Annotated in this window: 13 protein-coding genes; 2 read left to right on the top strand and 11 right to left on the bottom strand. The window is 45.7% G+C overall.

Annotated elements, in window-relative coordinates:
• Nucleotides 1–9: 9 nt before the first annotated feature.
• From Q1A08_RS13330 to Q1A08_RS13305, 6 genes are all read right to left on the bottom strand, one after another.
• Entirely contained in the window at nt 10–1,080 is a 1,071-nt protein-coding gene (locus Q1A08_RS13330; protein ID WP_299773699.1) for an acyltransferase, read from the bottom strand.
• Nucleotides 1,077–2,324, bottom strand: a complete 1,248-nt coding sequence (locus tag Q1A08_RS13325) for a hypothetical protein (RefSeq protein ID WP_299773697.1) — start codon at nt 2,322–2,324, stop codon at nt 1,077–1,079. Before Q1A08_RS13325 ends, Q1A08_RS13330 begins: the two co-directional genes overlap by 4 nt.
• Entirely contained in the window at nt 2,318–3,523 is a 1,206-nt protein-coding gene (locus Q1A08_RS13320) for a hypothetical protein (RefSeq protein WP_299773695.1), read from the bottom strand. Before Q1A08_RS13320 ends, Q1A08_RS13325 begins: the two co-directional genes overlap by 7 nt.
• Nucleotides 3,524–3,672: 149 nt before the next feature.
• Nucleotides 3,673–4,920: a UDP-N-acetyl-D-mannosamine dehydrogenase gene (gene wecC / locus Q1A08_RS13315; RefSeq protein WP_299773693.1), complete on the bottom strand. Its 1,248-nt coding sequence runs from the start codon at nt 4,918–4,920 to the stop codon at nt 3,673–3,675.
• Nucleotides 4,917–6,056 (bottom strand): UDP-N-acetylglucosamine 2-epimerase (non-hydrolyzing), encoded by a 1,140-nt coding sequence (gene wecB / locus Q1A08_RS13310; RefSeq protein ID WP_299773691.1) that lies wholly within the window; start codon nt 6,054–6,056, stop codon nt 4,917–4,919. The genes wecC and wecB overlap by 4 nt, the downstream gene beginning before the upstream one ends.
• A gap of 15 nt (nt 6,057–6,071) precedes the next feature.
• Nucleotides 6,072–8,006, bottom strand: coding sequence for an exopolysaccharide biosynthesis polyprenyl glycosylphosphotransferase (locus tag Q1A08_RS13305; RefSeq protein ID WP_299773689.1), 1,935 nt, complete (start codon nt 8,004–8,006; stop codon nt 6,072–6,074).
• Nucleotides 8,007–9,147: 1,141 nt separating this feature from the next.
• Between Q1A08_RS13305 and Q1A08_RS13300 the strand changes: the two genes are divergently transcribed.
• Both Q1A08_RS13300 and Q1A08_RS13295 read left to right on the top strand, forming a co-directional pair.
• The gene (locus Q1A08_RS13300; RefSeq protein ID WP_299773687.1) at nt 9,148–9,609 is read left to right on the top strand and encodes a hypothetical protein; all 462 of its coding nucleotides are present in this window, start codon (nt 9,148–9,150) and stop codon (nt 9,607–9,609) included.
• 69 nt (nt 9,610–9,678) lie between these two features.
• Nucleotides 9,679–11,058, top strand: a complete 1,380-nt coding sequence (locus Q1A08_RS13295; RefSeq protein WP_299773685.1) for an O-antigen ligase family protein — start codon at nt 9,679–9,681, stop codon at nt 11,056–11,058.
• Between the two features lie 183 nt (nt 11,059–11,241).
• On the opposite strand, the gene Q1A08_RS13290 is transcribed toward Q1A08_RS13295, so the two are convergent.
• The 5 genes from Q1A08_RS13290 to aceE form a co-directional block, all read right to left on the bottom strand.
• A complete protein-coding gene (locus Q1A08_RS13290; RefSeq protein WP_299773683.1) occupies nt 11,242–12,705 on the bottom strand; it encodes an SH3 domain-containing protein in 1,464 nt (487 codons plus the stop codon).
• Nucleotides 12,706–12,801: 96 nt separating this feature from the next.
• On the bottom strand, nt 12,802–14,220 hold the full coding sequence (locus tag Q1A08_RS13285; protein WP_299773681.1) for a mannose-1-phosphate guanylyltransferase/mannose-6-phosphate isomerase: 1,419 nt from the start codon (nt 14,218–14,220) through the stop codon (nt 12,802–12,804).
• 351 nt (nt 14,221–14,571) lie between these two features.
• Entirely contained in the window at nt 14,572–15,153 is a 582-nt protein-coding gene (locus Q1A08_RS13280; protein ID WP_299773679.1) for a transposase, read from the bottom strand.
• A gap of 836 nt (nt 15,154–15,989) precedes the next feature.
• Nucleotides 15,990–17,639 (bottom strand): dihydrolipoyllysine-residue acetyltransferase, encoded by a 1,650-nt coding sequence (aceF, locus tag Q1A08_RS13275; protein WP_299773677.1) that lies wholly within the window; start codon nt 17,637–17,639, stop codon nt 15,990–15,992.
• A gap of 12 nt (nt 17,640–17,651) precedes the next feature.
• Nucleotides 17,652–20,315: a pyruvate dehydrogenase (acetyl-transferring), homodimeric type gene (gene aceE / locus Q1A08_RS13270; RefSeq protein ID WP_299773675.1), complete on the bottom strand. Its 2,664-nt coding sequence runs from the start codon at nt 20,313–20,315 to the stop codon at nt 17,652–17,654.
• Nucleotides 20,316–20,393 lie beyond the last annotated feature (78 nt).

Raw genomic sequence — 20,393 nt, 5'->3', positions numbered from 1 at the left:
TTTATTAATTTACACGGGGCGAATTGACTTTTTCTTGAGCTTCATAAATGGTTTCTCAACTGCAAACCATGACAAAATAGCTACTGTTAGTGTTAGCAAGGAAAACCCCAAGAAGGCCATATTTCCAGTGAACTCAATATAGATAAAGAAACTCACAACGGGCATGTGATAGATGTATATCCCGTAAGATATATCATGCCCCGACAGTAATTTTCCACTCAATGTTCTATAGCTAAACGCAAAAGAGAATACAACCAAGCTAAGGATCATAAACAATAACGGCCCTATTTCATTGTGAAGATGAAAACCTGAGTACCCCGTCAGAACTAACGCAGTAAAAACATAAACCAAAAAAACCAGGATAAAACGGCCAGCCAACAAATTATGAAAAAAATCAAACTTCCTCTGAAAAATAACCCCAACTATGAACATATATAGATATGGCAAAAAAGTTTTTTTAAACAACTCTGGATATACTAGAATTTCATTGTGCAGGTAAAAAATTCTATTGAAGACAAGAAAAATAACAGCCGAAAAAATCAACAACAGAAGCGACCACTTATCACTCAATCTAGACAACACAAAAATGTAAACCAACGGGATCAACACATAGAACTGAATTTCTATGTAAACGGTCCACAAGCTACCGTTGGTTTGACCAATTCCATAACCCGCCAAGAAATCAGGGTCGTAAAACTGAAAAACCGTCAACTGCGCTAATAACCAAATCAAAAAATCAGCAACGGGAACGTTGACCTCGCCAAAATATCCAGAACATACGATAGTGACAATGGTCACAAAACTGCAAACGATAAGTGCAGGGAACAACCTTATTACACGACTTCTAACATAAAGACCTAAATCACTATTACTTTCAAATGACCTACTAATTAAAAACCCACTTACGAAAAAGAATACAGGAACTCCCGGAAACAACTCAAGCAACCTAAAACCCCAAGACTCTTGCCCATCTAAGCCAAGGTGAACACAAGCATGATAGACAGCCACCTGAATTGCCGCCACTAGCCTTATTAGGTCAAAATTATTATCTCTAAATTTCAACACCCCACAGGAGTTCATCTGGCCACCTTCTTTTTATAGTTTACACTCGACCCGGCGGATACCAGCATCCCAAAAACTAGCGCTGCCGTCATCATCCAAGGCGGGGATTCCAGTCCCACATTCAATGAAATATTTAACAAAGCAATAACAAAAAACGGAAGAACAAACCGAGCTTGGGGACTGCTGGACACAGCCACTCTGGTAAACCCGGAAAATATAAGATACAAAAACAAAAGGAACCCAGCAGCCCCTAACCGGAAAACAACATTAACTAATGATGAATGCTGTCCCCTAATAAACATTTGATCCAGCACACTAAATTTCCCCTCCCCATCTTGGTAGTACCTATAGGCAGCCTCTATAGAGTCATTAGTAAGCGGAAAGTAAGAAACACCAAACCCACTACCAAACCCCCAATTTCCGATCATTGCGGAATAGTTGTTCCTCCAAGACTCCAATCTCCAATACGTATTTATATCCGATACAAAAACCTCAGAAAAGTATGGCGCCACTGTCACAAACAGCAATACAAATGCTATTACGGAAAGGTAAAGAACGGTACCTAACCTACTTTCGACCTTGAACTTAACTATAAGAAAATACGCCAGCATCAAAATAGCGCTCATGATGCCAGTAGCAGAATTAAACATAGATCCATAACCCGTCATCTTTTGAATCAGGGCAAACATCAATACTCCAATAATGGCGCTCCCCCTTAAAGACTTGAACGAAACTACGTAAAAATAGAACATGGACACAAAAAACCAAAGAATCCCTTTCTCTAGGTAAAAGGTGTATCCGTTATTTTCTCTAAAAACGACATCACCAAATAGAGCCGCTAGGACCACATCCAAACATAGGAAAACAAATAGGCCAATTAAAAAGGCTTTCGCTAGCGCTATACTAGGTGTTGCTAGATAGCATCTATAAGCAGCAACCCCTACCAGCAAATAGACTGGAAAGAGCAATACAAAGTATCCTTGCCGGAAAATATATCGCTCATTAAACAAATACCCTTCGGTCCACCCTCCAAATGCTAATGAAAAAAGCACATACACCAATCCCAGCATTGAAAATAGGAAATACCCCAATATTCCCGACAACCCATATTTTACGATTTGGATAATAGATACGTAGATTGCCAGTAAAGAGACAGATGCAAAAACACTCATCCCCCGCATAAACTGGGGAAAAAACATTGAAAAGACTAAAGCCAGCAGAATCAACTTCAATACAGAATTGACCCTAAGATTTATCACCATGTTCTTACCTGAGAAACGCTAGACATTCGATCGAGAGCTTTCCAATAAAGAAATACGGATCGCATTAAGGAGAACATGAAATAAGCTACTATTAGCATGAAAATATGAATCCCCTCTCGTGCTAGAAGGTAAAAAATAGTGGTCGAAATCGCTGAGAATATAAATGTAATAACACTCCACTTGAACGTCACCACCACCTCCTCAGAGGCCAAAAAATAATCTGTTACTGGTATAGCAACAGCCACAGAAACTAGCAAGAGCAGCAACGCTATCAATATGTAAATCGAAGAATCTAATTTTAGCAATTGAATGTCCATGAATTGATAGAAGCCTGCCACTACCCCTCCAATCACCACAGAAAGAACAAAAACAGAAATACTATTTATTCTAAGGTATCTATTAAATGTTTTGACCACCCCATATTCTGCAGAAAAAGCCCTAGCTAACCTAGGGAGGAACACAGAGCTAATTCCCCGAGGGGCCAAATTTAACAAGAACAAGTATGATATAGATACACCAAGCAATGCAGAGTAGTCAGATCCAAATTTAGCATTCACTACAAAAGGTAACGACAATAGCGGGGCGCTTTGAATAAAATTACTCACCGCCACCTGAAATGATTTAAGCTGATCAAAACATCTCAGCACACTGAACTTAATATCAAAATCCATATTTCTTAGAAACAAGATTACCGACGTAAAATAGCTTAGGCACAAGCAAACAAGGGGCGTCATGGAAAACGAGAAAGCTATAAAAACAAGTATAGATAGAATATCTACCAGCACAATTTCTAAAAACTTACCTTCAACTATTTTTTTGTGCCGAAGGAGCTGATAATACATCAGCATAAACGTGACTAAAATTGCCCCTTTTATATCAAAAACCATCCCCCAACAATCTAAAAGCAGTAAGCCAAAGCAGAATACCGAACAGTAAAGAGTACTGGTTAGAAATAACTGAAACTGAAACTCCCCACAGTCACCCTTCAATTTTGGCGTTCTCGTCATAACCAAACCCGCCCATCCAACCATAGTGAAGCTTGCTAAAACCTGCAGTAAAGAAAAGTCGCTAGCAAACTTACCCAGCTCTTCAACAGACATAGAGTTCTGGACAACCAAAAAGACTATAAGCTTATGAAGTCCCGGCAAACCAGTAGCGATTCCAACTATCAACTTTCTTGTGATTACTCTACTATCCAAATTCATCTCGCATAACTTACACATCAACAATCTTACAAGGTCTCATTTTTATACCGACAATCTGTATATGTTGAAATAAAACGGAGTTTTTCACAGCCATGAACACTACAGTTCACTCGACAACATTAAAATTTTGGATATACTCAATATTAAATAATTCCTCGACTATCGATTACCACCTTTGTAGAAAATAGTGATTTATCAGCTGTTTTAAATTCCTTGTGATCAACCAATACGACTACAACGTTAGCTATTTCTAGAGCAGCCTCCAACCCTATCAAAGGGATTTCTGCATTAGTCAATGAATCTGGCATCTCATGAGCCAAGATATTCGGCTCTACCGCTATTACCTGGCCCACTTTACGCTCTATTAATGATTCGACAATTTGTACAGCTGGGCTTTCGCGTAAATCATCAATATCTGCTTTAAAAGCCAATCCTAGACATGCAACAACGGGGCTCTTAAACTGATCTGCGGCTTCAGAAATCTTGTCGATTACATATACAGGTTTAGAATCATTTGTATGACGAGCCTGCCTTATAATATTGGCCTCTTCTGGACAGCTATCAACGATGAACCATGGGTCAACTGCTATACAATGTCCTCCGACACCTGGACCAGGGTTTAATATGTTGACACGGGGATGGCGATTGGCTATTCGTATCAACTCCCACACATTGATTTTCAACTTGTCACTAATCACTGATAACTCATTTGCGAATGCTATATTTACATCCCTGAAAGCGTTTTCAGTTAACTTTGCCATTTCTGCTGTGCGAGCATTTGAAATTATGCAATCTGCCTTAACAAATATTTTGTATAACTCTACCGCCCGCTCACTGCAGGCTTCTGACATACCTCCGATCACCCGATCATTTGAAACGAGTTCCTGCAAGACATACCCAGGCAATACTCTTTCGGGGCAATGCGCTATTTTTACATCTGCGGAGTTACCTGCATCTTGGGGAAAACTTAAATCCGGTCTTGCTGTTTTTAACCAATCAGCTAATTTTTCTGTCGTACCCACGGGGGAGGTGCTTTCAAGGATAACTAGATTCCCCTTTTCCAACACTGGCGCTATGGATTTCGCGGCTGCTTCGATATAGCTTAGATCTGGTTCATGATTATTACCTTTAAAGGGCGTCGGAACTGCCACCATAAATGCATGCGCAGGCTCAGGGGTATTTGTTGCCCTGAGCTTGCCAGTAGCAACCGCAGCACGCACCACAATATCTAAGTCAGGCTCAACTATATGAACCTCCCCATTGTTTATGGTGGCAACCGTTTTTTCACTGACGTCTACCCCAACTACATTTAACCCACGTGAGGCCAAGATCGCTGCTGTGGGAAGACCAATATAACCAAGCCCGATAACGGATACTGTTTCAAATTTCATATGTTGACTACTTGTTTTTCTTCTGGTTTTAGTGAGTTTGAAATTCTTGAACAAGCAAACCCATCCCCATATGGATTTGCCGCCTTAGCCATATCCTTGTAACTTGATGCAGATTCCATCAACCCACTGACCGCGTTTACTATTCTTGCTACATTTGTTCCTACCAGCCTAACGGTTCCTGCATCTACAGCCTCGGGACGCTCGGTATTTTCTCTCATCACTAAAACAGGTTTACCTAGCGACGGAGCCTCTTCCTGAACCCCCCCCGAATCTGTCAATATTAAGTAGGATTTATTCATCAAGTACACAAAGGGAAGGTAATCAAGCGGCTTAATTAGATGTACATTCTCAAACCTACTCAGAAGTCGGTTAACAGGCTCCTGTACATTTGGATTTAAATGGACTGGATATACTATTTGAGCATCAGGGTATTTTTTCGCTATCGTACTTATAGCCTCACATATCCTCTCGAAACCGCCGCCAAACGATTCCCTTCTATGGCCAGTAACAAGAATAAGTTTTTTGTTTTCGTTCAAAAAACCAAAACACTCTGCAGCCGTATTACTGAGCTCCTTATCCGTTTCCATTCGAGCGACCACCCACTGCAAGGCATCGATCACTGTATTTCCAGTTACCAAAATATTTGCTTCTGGTATTCCCTCAGCTAGAAGGTTCTGCTTTGACTTTTCTGTTGGGCAAAAATGATATGATGCGATTGCACCAGTGAGTTTTCTGTTCATTTCTTCTGGCCAGGGCGAGTAGATATTCCCTGTGCGCAATCCCGCCTCTACATGACCTACTGGTATTTGCTCGTAGTAAGCTGCCAAACTCGCAGCAAAGGTGGTAGATGTATCACCATGTACTAGTACAACATCTGGCTTACAGTCACGTAGCACTTCTCTCATTCCTAAAAGAATTTTAGAGCTAATGTCATATAGATCTTGCCCAGGCGCCATAATATTTAAATCATAATCTGGCGTAAGCTCAAACAAGCTCAACACTTGATCCAACATCTCTCTGTGCTGGGCCGTTACACACAACACACTTTCGAAATTTGGATTTTCTTCTAGGGCACGGACCAGTGGCGCCATCTTTATTGCCTCTGGTCGAGTGCCAAATACAGTTAAAATTTTCATTAAAGATCCCTCTACTTAGTAGATATCCTTCGCAAAAAGCGTAAACGGCGTCTTAACCAATATCTTCATATCCAGCCACAGCGACCAGTTATTGATATAAGCCATATCGAACTCCACACGCTTTTCCATTTTATCTAGTGTTTCTGTTTCGCCACGGCAGCCGCTCACTTGGGCCAAGCCTGTAATGCCTGGCTTAATTCTGTGGCGGGCTAAATAGCGGTTAATTTTTTTGCTGTAAAAATGATTGTGGGCTACTGCGTGTGGGCGCGGGCCCACTAGGCTCATGCGGCCTTGCAACACATTTATTAATTGCGGTAGCTCATCGATAGAGGTACGGCGAATAAATTTACCTATGGGGGTTACTCTATCGTCGTTTTTGGTGGCTTGCTTTACTTCTCCGCTCGCTTCATCGTGTTGGCGCATGCTGCGGAACTTCCACACTTCAATAATGCTGCCATCCCAGCCGTGGCGCTGCTGCTTAAAAATTACTGGGCCTTTCGAGCTTAGCTTTACCATTGCCGCAATGGTAAGCATGATGGGCGACAGCGCAATTAGTGCCAGTAACGCGATGCTTCTATCCATTAAATCTTTTAGCACGGTGGACAGGCGCGAGCTGGTTAGGGGACTTTCATTTAGTGATATAAGTGGTACGCCGCCTACCTCACGTACGGAGTGGTTTACTAGGTTTAGGGCAGAGATATCGGGTGCCCAGATGATGTCTACATTGGCATCCATCAGCTCGATGTTTAGTTTGCTTACCTGTTGGGATAGCAGCATGGGTAGGGCTATGTAGATACGTTTTATGCCACAGGCTTCTACGATTTTTATTAGCGAGCTGATGTGGTTTATTTCTGTGTAGGCTGCTAGTTCTTCTAGTTTTTGTTTTTGGGCTTGGTTTTTGTTGTGGTTTACCACTAGGGATAGGCGGTTTGTAAAGCTTTCTGGGGCCGCGTGATTTTTGGTGGCTTCGACTTTGGGGTCAGATCCCGTGGGATCTGACCCCGGGGTTTGTGGCGTTGCTTCGCTCGCCCGAAATTCTGTGAAGGCGGGTTTGTTTAGGTAGGTGCTGCTTAGCTTGCCGATGATTGGGACGTTGGCTAGTTTGCGGTTTAGGCGTACGTTGAATAGGCGCTTGCGCTTTTGGGCGAATACATCGAGTGTTTTTTCTTCACCTAGCTCTTGTGCGGCGGCGTATTCGCTTTCAGCTACACTGATTTGTAACCCTGGCTGCAAATCCGGCTCGCCTTCTACTTTTATTGTGGCCACTACATTATCGCGCACCCATGGGTTGCGGTTTAGGCTGTTTACCAATTGCTGGGCGATTGCTCCGCTACCAATAACCAATGTGGGTATAGAGTGGGAATGGTGAGCGCGATACATACGCGTTAAATAATGGAAAGTAAAGTAAGCGGCTATTTGGCCTGCCCATGCTGCTGCAAACCACATTAATAAAACTTCGCGCGAATAGGTGGCGCTGGTTTTGGTGATAAAACCCAGCACTGCCAACAAGGCAACCGTTGTAGCCCAAGCAATACTAATGCGCAGTACACTATTAAAGTGCCCTGTCGATCGGCGGTGTATACCTTGGCTGCTATATACAAAGGCAATGGCAAATGCACTGAGTACGGCCAGCACACGATAATCGGAGCTGATAGCACCCATCTTTATATAGGCAAGCGCACACAAGCTCGCAACTACCCAAGCGATATCGCAGGCCAGTTGTAAAAACGCCACTAGGTTTTGATTGTTTTTCAGCAGGCGCCGGCCTTGAGGCACATCTACCCCAGCTTGGGGCAAGATCGCTTGTTGAATGGCGGCAGGGTTTACCGTGGCGCCAAATGCAGGATCGCCTAGCCCTGCCTGCTGTATGCTGTTTTTGCTATATGCTCGCCAGCCATATTGCTGGCGCGATTTCCTTGTGACTCCATGTTCCGCTCCAAGCGTTGTCACATTCCTATTAATCCGTTACATCCTGGATTTATGTCAGCCGTCTGTGCAGCCTTTTACATCTACCTACTTCTTTTGCTTATAACTTACCGATCTTGTAACTGTCCGTTTTTATAAATGCTGGCATATATAAAAACAGGCAAAAAAATGCGTAAAACATGAGTGCTTATGGTCTTTTCTGCACTCTTGTTTCGCTCTTGTTTCTTTATATGGTTTGGGGGCTTTGTTTGCCGAAGGCTTGCTCTTATTCTTTCGCTAGAGCTAATAGCTTCGACTGATTGGAATAGTTGGTTGGCTTTGTGCTGTTTTATACAGCTATTTACCGCAGCGTTATGTCAGTAAATCACCCTCCCGGTGTACCTCTTACCGACCGCTGCTTGTAAAGCCAACCTTGCAGTATTTGATGTCCCTTTAGCGGCCTATGCTTGTGGCGCGCTAATCCACCCTTCACTGCGAGAACACCCTATTTCCCTTGGCCTTTTCCAAACTCCGTTTTAGAAATCTCCCTGGTTCTTTATGTTGAACCTAATAAATTTGATCCAAAATACTTAGCTGGCTGAATATTATCTTGCCACTATGTAATTTTTTTTACGGATTTAATTTTATTACTTTTTAACTATAAATCCTTAATAATTGGCGAGCAGTCTAAGTAATTAAGTTGATGTGAGCAACATTATTAATGTGAGCTGAATCACGCTTTTGTGGTTTTTGGTGTTTTAAGCGACAAAATGTCGATGGTCGGCTGGACAAAGAAGTTTTTATAATATCTAGGTATTTCAAGCTGATTTTCTAATAACCAAATTTATGTTAAATCGACACCAGTAGTTCATAAGGCCATATGTTTAATAAACCGAGATTACGTTGCTTTCTTAATTAAGGGGTCAGTTTTTGTAATTCTCATTCTTAATGCCCAAGATTTATTGTCGCCTATTGTCGCTTTATCAGCCCAAGTGTTTACCTTTTAAGTTTTGTTTTGTTACTATTTACGTAGGGTTTAACCGCGCTATCTATTTTGATTTGCTGGTAAGGGAATCACGCTGGTCTTCTTGGGTGTAATAAAGATGGCGTAGCTAGCATTCGCGGTGACCATTTTTTAAATGACATTGCTTTTACACACTCACCGGTGAATAGCTAAGGAGAGACTATGAGCCCGAAAACTCTATCTGCTCTGCTGTTATCAGCAGCAGCAACATTTGGCCTACCAGCCCAAGCCAGTATTACTGACGATTTGAACGCGAATATGAGCATTAAAGACGCTCTTATTAAAAACGTTCAGAATAGTGAGAAGACTCAAGAAGTTATTGAGGAAGCGCTTAAGGTTTTATGCCCTGAACTTGCGACCGATAACAGCTGTTTAGCGGGCGCAAATCTACTAAAAGCTGCTCGTGATGAGAAGTTATTACCAGAAGGTACTGATCTTACTCAGTTGGCACTTTTAACTGGCCTTAACCCTGATTTAGTATCGCAAGCTTCGGCTGCTGGTGGCGGTGCACCTGGTGCTGGTGGCGGCGGTGGCGGTACTGCTGGTGGCGGTAGCTCCTTCGGCGGCGCTGGCTTTGGTAGCGGTGCTGGCGGCGGCGGCGGTAACCAAGCCAGCCCACAGTAAGCTTTAACACCTAAGTTTGTATTTTTAACAGCACCCTAGTGGTGCTGTTTTATTTTGTGCCTAGCATTTATGAATACTTACCTTTCTAGTGAGGGTTCGCGCCCTGCTGATCATCGTTTTTTTATTGGCTTTTTGGCAATCTTAATTTGGCTACCCTTACCGCTGGCTAGCAATCGTGTTTGGTCTGAAGGCCTATTTATTATTGCGGCGCTGTTACTGGCTGCAATGTATGGCCTGTGGTTTATTCGCCAAAAGGCAGAGGCCAGCCATGTGTTTAATAAAACCAAAGCGGTCTTGCTGCTTTTAGCATTGCCTTTGGTTTGGCAGCTTTATCAAGTTTTTGCCTTGCCACTTATTGATCATTTTAGCCAGCTGCAGGCTTTGTTTTTAAGTGTTGCTTACGCCACCCTGTTTATTCTTAGCTTGCAGTTAATAGATAGTAAAGAGCGTATACGCCTTACTGCTACTGTGCTGGTGGCTAGTGCTTTGTTTCAAGCCCTGTATGGCAGCTTTATGAATTTAACAGGCGTGGAATATTTATTCTTTGTGCCTAAGGATTCTTATTTTGGTGTGAATACTGGCACCTTTGTAAACCGCAATAGCCAGGCAGGTTATTTGGTTATGTGCTGCGCAATTGGTATTGGCTTGATGATTTCTACTCTAGCAAGCACACCAGCTAAAAGTATTCGCGAGCATGGCCGACGTTGGATGCAAGCTATTTTAAGCCGCAAAATAGTTTTGCGCTTAAGCTTGGTGATGATTGTTGCTGGCTTGGTGATGACCCATTCGCGCATGGGTAATACTTCGTTTTTTGCAAGCTTGATGATTATTAGCCCACTGGCTTTGATTCTTGGGCGTTTTAATAAGCGAGTGAAGAATAAAGGATCTTGGAAAGGCTTGTTTGTGTTGCTCGCAAGCTTGGTGATTATTGATATTGCAGTGGTGGGTACTTTTTTTGGGGTGGATAAAGTTGCGCAGCGTTTGGAAGCTACCTCAGTAGATAAGGAAAGCCGAGATGATATTGTTGCTGATGCGGCGCCTTTGTTGGGGGAAGCGCTTTATAAGGGGCATGGGGTTAGTACTTTTTATACCACCTTTCCTGAGTTTAGGAGTTATGAGAGTGGTGCGGGTTTTTATGACTTAGCGCATAATGATTATCTGCAGTTTGTTAGTGAGTTTGGCTTGATTGGTTTTTCGCCGTTACTGTTGCTTTGTATGGTGGTTTTTTATTTGGGCTTGGCAACGCTGCTTCGGCGTGGGGATCGATTGTTGCGTGGTATGGGCTTTGGTGTGGCCATGGCGGTTTTGGCGATGGGGATGCACGCTACGGTTGATTTTAATTTGCAGATGCCGGCGAATGCTGGGACGTTTATGGTGGTGTTGGCGCTGGGGTTGATTGTTTATTATTTTCCGAACCAGGGGAAGAGGAAGCGTCGGGGCTTGAGTTAGGACTTTTGGTGTTTGATGGGGGGTTGGGGGTTTTAGATCTCGGCTTCGATTTGGGGTCAGAACCCTTGGGTTCTGACCCCGGGTTGGGTTTGGGCACTTTGCTTGGGGATTTGGGATCCCGGCTTCGAGGTGGGGTCAGAACCCTTGGGTTCTGACCCCGGGTGGTTTTGACCCCGTTTTGGTTTAGTTCTTTTTACTGCGGCCGAAGGCGGTTACGGCGCAGCGGTGCGAGAGTAGATCTACGGTGCGGATGTTGTAGCTGCCGCCGCTAGCTTCTAGGGTAGTTACCATTTCGTGGCTATTTGGTTCTTGCCCTACTTTGTAAATTTTCTCTTGGTTTAGCGGGTAGCGTACTGGGTCGCCTTCGGCCATGCCTACTAGCAAATCAGCTTCGCAACGCACTTTTGCACGGGTGATATCTGGCTCGCCCTGTAATGCGAAGCGCATGGTTAGCTCGCAACCTTTTACTTCTTTGTCGTCTGTGCGGCGACAGGCTAGTAGCTCTTTTTCTAGGGTTAGAAGAACGGGCTGGCCTGTTGGGTTTGATTGTCTTTTTCTTGTGCTTCGTGGTTTGGTTTGTTCGGGTTCTGCAGGGGCTGCGCTGCCGGCTAGGCGATCTTTAAAACTTGGCAAAGCGGGCGTTGGCAGCTCGGTTTTTGCGCTTTGTTTTTGCATGGGGTGGGTGCTGGCGAAGCTATCTGGGTTTTCTTCTGGCCATGGGGTGTCGTTAGCGGGCTGGTTGGGCTTCGCTTTTGCTTTTGTGCTTGCTGTTGTTTGGGTGCCGGTATTAGGGTCAGAACCGATTGGGTTCTGACCCTGGGTTTGGGCTGCTGCTGTTTTTGTGCTTGCTGCGGTTTGGGTGCCGGGTTTAGGGTCAGAACCGTTTAGGTTCTGACCCTGGGTGTTGCTTAGCTTGGTGGCGGGTTTGGGGTCAGAACCCTTGGGGTTCTGACCCCGGTTTGGGAGGCCACGTTTAGTTTTTGCTAGGGCGTTGATGGTGGCCCAGTCTTTTTTTAGAAAGTGGGCCGCTACCCAACCGTGTAGGCGTTTGCCATCGTTGTTTGGATCTATGGTGGTTATTCTGGCCCAGCCATTTTCTTTGTTATACACCATTACCGGGTGCTCAAATGGTATGGCGCTTAGACGGATGTGTTTGGTACTGGGGCCGCTGCGTACTTTTAAGGATTTTATTTTTACTTGATGTGGTACAGCTTCCCCTACGGGGTTGGGTTGTACTAGCTCGGTAAATTCTGCAGCGTTTGTTTTTTTATTTCTTTTTGGGCGATTAGAGACCGGGTCTACTTTTATATAACGTGATGACATCCAACCGGTGCGCTGCTGCTTGCCCTTGGGTAGGTTCTTATTGATAAAGCTGACTTCTGTCCATTCGCCTTGCACACGCAAGCGAGTGACTACGTGACCTTTGTTTAGCTGGCTAATGCCTGGATAATCTGAGCCCGGGCCTTGGCGAACTTTGACGAAGTTGGCGGTGATTACGCCGTATTCTGCGGCTTGGGCTTTTGGGGTTGTTAGTGGGGTGGTTAGTAGGGTGACTAGGGTTAGTGCCAGTAGGTAGAATGGGGGCAGACCCCATGGGGGTCTGACCCCGGTGGTGTATTTGGGCTGGTCTTTTGTTTTTGCTGGCATTTTGTTCCCTTGCCTTGTTTTGGTTTTTTGGCTTCGAGGTGGGGTCAGACCCTATAAGGGTCTGACCCCGTGCTCGGCGTCCGCTTTGCTTGCCTTTTATTCTTTTGTTCTGCCGTAGTCGTCTTGTAGGCGTACGATATCGTCTTCACCTAGGTACGAGCCGGATTGTACTTCGATCATTTCTAGAGGGATCATGCCCGGGTTTTCTAAGCAGTGTACTACACCGATTGGGATGTAGGTGGATTCGTTTTCGCTGAGTAGCAGCGTGTTGTCGCCATTGGTTACCTTGGCGGTGCCGCTGACAACTATCCAATGCTCGGCGCGGTGGTGATGTTTTTGCAAGCTAAGTTTTGCACCTGGGTTTACGGTAATACGTTTTACTTGGTAGCGCTCGCCTGCGTCGATGGAATCGTATTTACCCCATGGGCGATACACTTCGCGGTGCTGTACATGTTCGCTGCGGCCTTCTTTTTTTAGTGTGCTTACGATATCTTTTACTTCTTGCACTCGGCTGCGATCAGCAACTAGTACAGCATCTTTGGTATCAACGATGACTAAGTCATCTACACCGATAGTGGCGATTAGTTTTTCTTGGGCGATAACAAAGTTATTGTGACTGTCTTTATCAATCACATCGCCTTGGTGAACATTGCCATCAGCATCTTTTTCTTTGATATCCCATAGGGCCGACCAACTGCCAACATCGCTCCAACCAGCATCTAGTGGTAATACTACCGCTTGATCGGTTTTTTCCATTACTGCGTAATCGACGGAATCATCTGGGCAGGCTTCGAAGGCTGCTTTGTTAATTCTTAAGAAGTCTAAATCAGCAGCAAGGTTTTGCGAAGCTTGTTCGCAGGCTTGGTAGATGTCTGGGCGATATTCTTTTAGCTCTTCTAGATAGCGATCAGCGCGGAATAGGAACATACCGCTATTCCATAAGTATTCACCGCTGGCTAGGTAGCTTTCTGCGGTGGCTAAATCGGGTTTTTCCACGAAGGCATCTACTTTAAAGGCATCGGCCTGAGCTTCGCCTTGGCGAATATAACCATAACCTGTAGCGGGGCTATCGGGTACGATGCCGAAGGTGACTAGCTTGCCATCGCGGGCAATGGGCAAAGCCTGTTGTACGACACGTTGGAACTCTTGAGTGTTTTCTATAACGTGATCGGCCGCCAATACCAACAAAAGCTGACTGCCCTCGCCTTTCTGTTGTGCCCGAAAAGCAGCCAAAGCAATAGCCGGGGCGGTGTTGCGGCCTATGGGCTCTAACAAGATTTCTGCTTTGGTATCTAACTGGCGTAAGTGCTCGGCAACCAAAAAGCGGTGTTCTTCGTTGGTGATAATGGTGGTTTGGTGATCGGCCAAGCCCTCAAGGCGCTGTACGGTTTCTTGCAGCATACTGCTGTCGCTATTGAGGTTTAAGAACTGCTTCGGATAGGCCGTGCGGGACATAGGCCACATCCGAGTACCCGAGCCACCAGCCATGATGACGATATTCAGATCTGCAGACATTTTTCAATCCTTTGTTTTATGTTGGTTGTTTAATGGACTTTCGCTATTCCTTACACACTGTTAGCGAGTTACTGCGTCCTGCATAGCACTGTAGAGGTTAGGCCTCTTTTATTGCTGTTTAATTTAACATTTCATGGGCTAAAGCCCAATGACTGAAATTGATCAATTTTGGTGGCTAGATTGGAGGTAAGAAGGGGTCAGAACCCACGGGTTCTGACCCCGGGTGTGTGCGTGATGGCTGTGGCTTTGCTGCATTCCATGGAGGGACTTTAGGTTCGTTTTAGTACTGGCTTTGAATTTTAGATCTCGGCTTCGACGTGGGGTCAGATCCCTTGGGATCTGACCCCGGTGTTAGGTGGTTTGGATTGATTGGATTTGTTTGGGGTTTAACGCTTCTTGGAAGAGGTTTTGGTAGGTGTTTTGCTTTTGTTCTTTGGTAATTCCTAGCGAGTCGTATATGGAATGCGCTTTGGTAAGATTGTCACTTTTGCCAAATGCATTGCAGTTGTAGCTAGACCATTTGTATTGACTTGGGTGATTCACTAAGCCGGCACGGACTGGGTTTAGCTCTATGTAACGATAAGCACACAACAAATAGCTGTCGTGAGTGATTTGTTTTGAGCGGTAGCGGCCTTGCCAGAGGGTACCGCTGCGTTGGTATTTTTTGTTGTAGTAGTTGCTGTAAGCGATGCTTAAGGTTTGCATCATTTTTGAGGGGCTTGTTGAATGCTCTGCTGTGCATAGTAAGTGGATGTGATTGCTCATTAGTACCCAGGCGTGGATGTTTACTTTGTAATGGCCAGATTTTGTTCTTAGTAGGTTTAGGTATTTGAGGTGGTCTTGTTCGTCGTGGAAGACTTGTTGACGATTGCAGCCGCGCTGGACGATGTGGAGGGGAATACCTGGGGTTGTTTGGCGGGGCTGTCTTGGCATTTTGGGCTTACCTTTGGGACTTGGTATTGAGCCTTTAGATCTCGGCTTCGATATGGGGTCAGATCCCTTGGGATCTGACCCCGGTGTGTTTTGGGTACTGGGGTTCTGCTTAATTGGGTTTTATTGTGGTACTTTTGGTTGGTGTTTTAGCGTAAATCTTAGCGTTTTAAATCACGGCTTCGATGTGGGGTCAGATCCCGAGGGATCTGACCCCGTTTTGGTTTTAGGTTTTGATTTCGGCTTTTTGTTTGGCTAGGCCATATTTTATGAAGGCGAAGTTGATGGTTTTGTAGGGGAAGATTGCTTTGCTTTTGTCTGTGCATTGAATGACATGCAGTGGGATTATTTGGGGTCTTTGTTTGCTAGGCATGGTGTTGTTCTCTTTTTTGGGTTTGTTTTAGTTTGGTGGTTTGTGGAGTGGTGGGTATCAGCCAAGTGGGTGGTTTGGGGGATTGGGCTTGGGTAGTTTGGTTTATGGCGTTGTGTTTTTGGTGAGGGTTTTTGGGGTGGTTGTAGATTCAGGATCTTGGCTTCGAAGTGGGGTCAGATCCCTTGGGATCTGACCCCGTGTGTGTGGGCACTTGGGTTCTGCCTCTACTGTTTTTAATGGTGGAGGTTTGGGTGGCGTTTTGGGGATAGGTTGTGCGCTTTGGGATCTCGGCTTCGAAATGGGGTCAGATCCCTTGGGATCTGACCCCGCTGTTTTCTAGCGGGCATAAAAAAACCAGGCCGGGGCCTGGTTTGGAAGGTGTTAAAGAGAGAGAAAATCTTTAATCGTTTTGCTGTTGTTCTAGCTAACCATTAGGACAAGCTAGAACAACTATCTACTTCGCTAACTAGAGTAATAAGCGGCGGATGTCGCTTAGTGTGGCTACTAGGTGAGTGAAGAAGCGGCCGCAATCGGCGCCGTTGATGGCGCGGTGATCGTAGCTGAGTGACAGCGGTAGCATTTGTCTTGGCTGGAACTCTTTGCCATCCCACACTGGCTGGATAGAAGCTTTTGACACTCCCATGATCGCCACTTCAGGCGCATTGACGATCGGGGTAAAACCTTTACCGCCCATGGCACCCAAGCTCGAAATAGTAAAGCAAGCGCCCTGCATATCTTTTGGCATTAATTTGCCATCGCGGGCTTTACCAATTAGCTCGTTTACTTCATCAGCAATTTGCCACAAGCCTTTTTTATCCACATCGCGTAATACCGGCACCAATAAACCTCGCGGTGTATCGGCCGCAATACCAATATGCACATAATCTTTGCGTACGATGTTTTCGCCATCGCTATGCAAGGAAACATTAAAGCTTGGCTCGGCGCGCAAGGTAGCGGCTACGGCTTTAATTAAAAACGGTAGCGGTGTTAATTTGCTGCCACGCTTTTCAGCTTCGGCTTTCATGCCCTTACGGAAAGCTTCTAGCTCGGTGATATCGGCATCGTCAAACTGCGTTACATGGGGAACATTCAACCAGTTACGGCTCATGTTCTGGGCAGTAATTTTCGCAATTTTGCTAAGCGGCTCAATCGTTACCGGGCCAAACTGGCTGTGATCAACGTGAGGGATTTCTGGAATACCCGCACCGGAAGACAACTTGCCAGATTTAACATCTTCGATAATAGTCTTAGCGTGATTGCGAACATCTTCTTTGCTTAGGCGTCCGCGTGGGCCACTGGCTTTTATTTCAGAAAGCTCTACACCTAATTGACGTGCTAGCTGGCGCACTGCAGGGCCTGCATAGAATGCCGTTTCAGGGCCAGGCTCAATAGTGGCTACTGTTGCTGGCGGCGGTGCTAGCTTTGCTTCGCCGGAGCTTTCTGCAGCGGGTGCTGGCGCAGCCGTGGCTGGTTCGGCTTTAGTAGGGGCAGCCGCTGTAGGCGCCGCAGCCACTACAGCCTTAATGCGACCAATGCTCTGACCTTTGTTTACCTTGCCACCTTCGCTAACATCTAAAGATACGATGGTGCCAGCATGCTCAACAGGAATCTCCATCGAGGCTTTATCGGTTTCCAATACGATAATGGAATCGCCTTCGGCAACTTCATCACCGACTGCTACGCAAACTTCAATAACATCGACATCTTCTGCGCCACCAAGATCGGGCACAATGATATCAATTTCAGTTTCTGTTGCAGCGGCTTCGGCAGCTGGTTCTGCAACTTTCTCTTCGGCTTTCTTTACAACAACGGCCTCTTCAACGGCTGGTGTTTCTACAGCAGGCTCCACCACCTCTTCGGCAGGCGTCACTTCAGAAGCAGCCACTTCGATATCAACTAAGGCATCGCCTTCATTTAATTTACCACCTTCAATGACATGCACAGCGGTTACTTTACCGGCTTTGGTGCATGGCACTTCCATGGTGGCTTTATCGGTTTCTAGTACTACGATAGATTGCTCAAGCTCTAGCTCGTCACCTACCGCAACACAAACCTCAATTACTTCTACGTCGCTGGCTCCGCCCAAGTCAGGTACGGATAAAGTTTCAATACTCATATCCACACCTCCTTAAACTAAGCACGGGTCGACTTTATTAGGGTCGATGCCGTATTTCTTAATCGCTTTGGAAACCAACTTGATGTCCAACTCGCCACGATCAGCTAATGATTTAAGTGCAGCTACCGTTACAAAATAACGATCCACTTCAAAGAAGTGACGCAACTTCGCACGCGTATCACTGCGACCAAAACCTTCGGTACCCAGTACTTTGTAATCACCAGGAATATAGCCACGCAATTGCTCGGCATAAGTTTTTAGGTAATCGGTTGCGACTATAACCGGGCCCTGACGATCTTTAAGCTGCTGAGTTAAGTACGGTAACTTAGGCTCTTCTTCAGGGTGCAACATGTTCCAGCGCTCAGCCGCTTGACCATCACGGGTTAGTTCGTTGATGCTGGTTAAGCTCCAGATATCGGCTTCTATACCGAAGTCATCTTTTAGCAATACCGCTGCTTCGCGAACTTCACCTAAGATAGAACCCGCACCCATTAACTGTACGCGTGGTTTTTGTTTTTTACCTTTTGGCAACTTACCTTCACTTAATAGATAGCCACCTTTGATGATGCCTTCTTCGGCACCTACTGGCATATCTGGGTGAACGTAGTTTTCGTTCATGGTGGTGATGTAGTAGAAGCAGTTTTCTTTATCAGTAAACATGCGCTTCAAGCCATCTTGAATAATGACCGCCAATTCAAAAGAGTAAGCCGGATCATAACTCTTACAGTTTGGAATGGTGTTCGCCAATACATGGGAGTGACCATCCTGGTGCTGCAAGCCTTCACCGTTTAGGGTTGTACGGCCAGCGGTGGCACCAATTAAGAAACCGCGCGCTTGTGAATCACCAGCTGCCCATGCCAAGTCACCAATACGTTGGAAACCAAACATGGAATAGAAAACGTAGAACGGCACCATTGGGCAGTTACTATTGCTGTAGGCGGTTGCTGCTGCAATCCAGCCCGACATCGCACCGGCTTCGTTAATACCTTCTTCAAGGATCTGACCTTTTTTGTCTTCCTTGTAGTACATGATCTGATCGTGATCGTGCGGGGTATATTTTTGGCCGGCCGAAGAGTAAATGCCTAACTGACGGAACATACCCTCCATACCAAAGGTACGAGCTTCATCAGGAACAATCGGTACGACGCGCTCGCCCATATTTTTATCTTTCACAAGCGAAGACAAAATACGAACAAAGGCCATGGTGGTCGAGATCTGACGTTCGCCAGTGCCTTTTAGCTGCGCTTTAAAGGCATCCAAACTTGGAATATCCAAACCTTCAAAAGTCGGGCGACGCTTCGGAAGCTGGCCACCCAATTCTTCACGACGCTTGCGCATGTACACCATCTCTGGTGAATCTGGCGCTGGGCGATAGTAAGGAACGTGTTTTAGTTCTTCATCGGAAATTGGAATACCAAAGCGATCGCGGAAACGCTTCAAGCTGTCGATATCCAATTTTTTCACCGAGTGGGTTTCGTTCGCCGCTTCACCGGCAGCACCCATACCGTAACCTTTTACGGTTTGCGCCAAAATTACCGTTGGCTGACCTTTGTGCTCTACCGCTTGCTTATAAGCTGCGTACACTTTAAATGGATCGTGGCCACCGCGGTTAAGGTTCATAATGTCGTCGTCCGACAAATCTTTTACCAGCTCTAGCAGCTCTGGGTATTTACCAAAGAAATGCTCGCGAGTGTATGCGCCACCGTTGGCTTTGTAGTTTTGCAACTCACCGTCGCAAACTTCATCCATACGCTTTTGCAACAAGCCCGAGGTATCTTTTTCCAGCAACTGATCCCAGAGGCGACCCCAAACAACTTTGATCACGTTCCAGCCAGCACCACGGAAGACACCTTCCAGCTCTTGAATAATTTTACCGTTACCACGCACTGGGCCATCTAGACGCTGCAGGTTACAGTTGATCACGAAGATTAAGTTTTCTAACTTCTCGCGACCTGCTAGGGAAATTGCACCTAGAGATTCTGGCTCATCGGTTTCACCGTCACCCAAGAAAGCCCAAACCTTACGATTGCCACGTGGTGATAAATCACGGGCCGATAGATAACGCATAATATGCGCTTGGTAAATCGCTTGGATCGGGCCTAGGCCCATAGATACGGTTGGGAACTGCCAGTAATCCGGCATCAACCATGGGTGCGGGTAAGACGATAAGCCAGTGCCATCTACTTCACGGCGGAAGTTGTCCAGCTGATCTTCGTTGAACCGCCCTTCCAAATAAGAGCGCGCATACATACCTGGCGCCGAGTGGCCCTGGAAGTAAATAAGATCGCCCTCTTCTTCGCCGTCACCGCCGTGGAAGAAGTAGTTAAAGCCTACATCATATAAGGTAGCCGCCGATGCAAATGAAGAGATGTGACCGCCTAGGCCCTCATCATTATCGTTTGCACGCATAACCATCGCCATCGCATTCCAGCGAATCAAAGAGCGAATGCGACGCTCCATAAACAAATCGCCCGGCATGCGTTTTTCTTTGGCGGGCGATATGGTATTGCGATAAGGGGTTACGATGGCGTGAGGCAATTTAACGTCGTGCTCGCCGGCACGTTCGGCGAGCTGCCGTAATAAGAATGCGGCACGATCTTTACCGCCATGACGAATTACGGAATGCAAAGCATCCAGCCACTCTTTGGTTTCGAGGGCATCGATATCTTCTTGCATCTAGGTCTCCCTTGGCCTTTTGGGCAATATATGTCGAGGTGAACTGAGTATAGGCAATAATTTAATCGTTGCTTGGTG

The organism is uncultured Pseudoteredinibacter sp. (genome assembly GCF_947500695.1).
Lineage (GTDB): Bacteria > Pseudomonadota > Gammaproteobacteria > Pseudomonadales > Cellvibrionaceae > Pseudoteredinibacter.
This window is presented reverse-complemented; position numbering and strand designations above follow the sequence as displayed.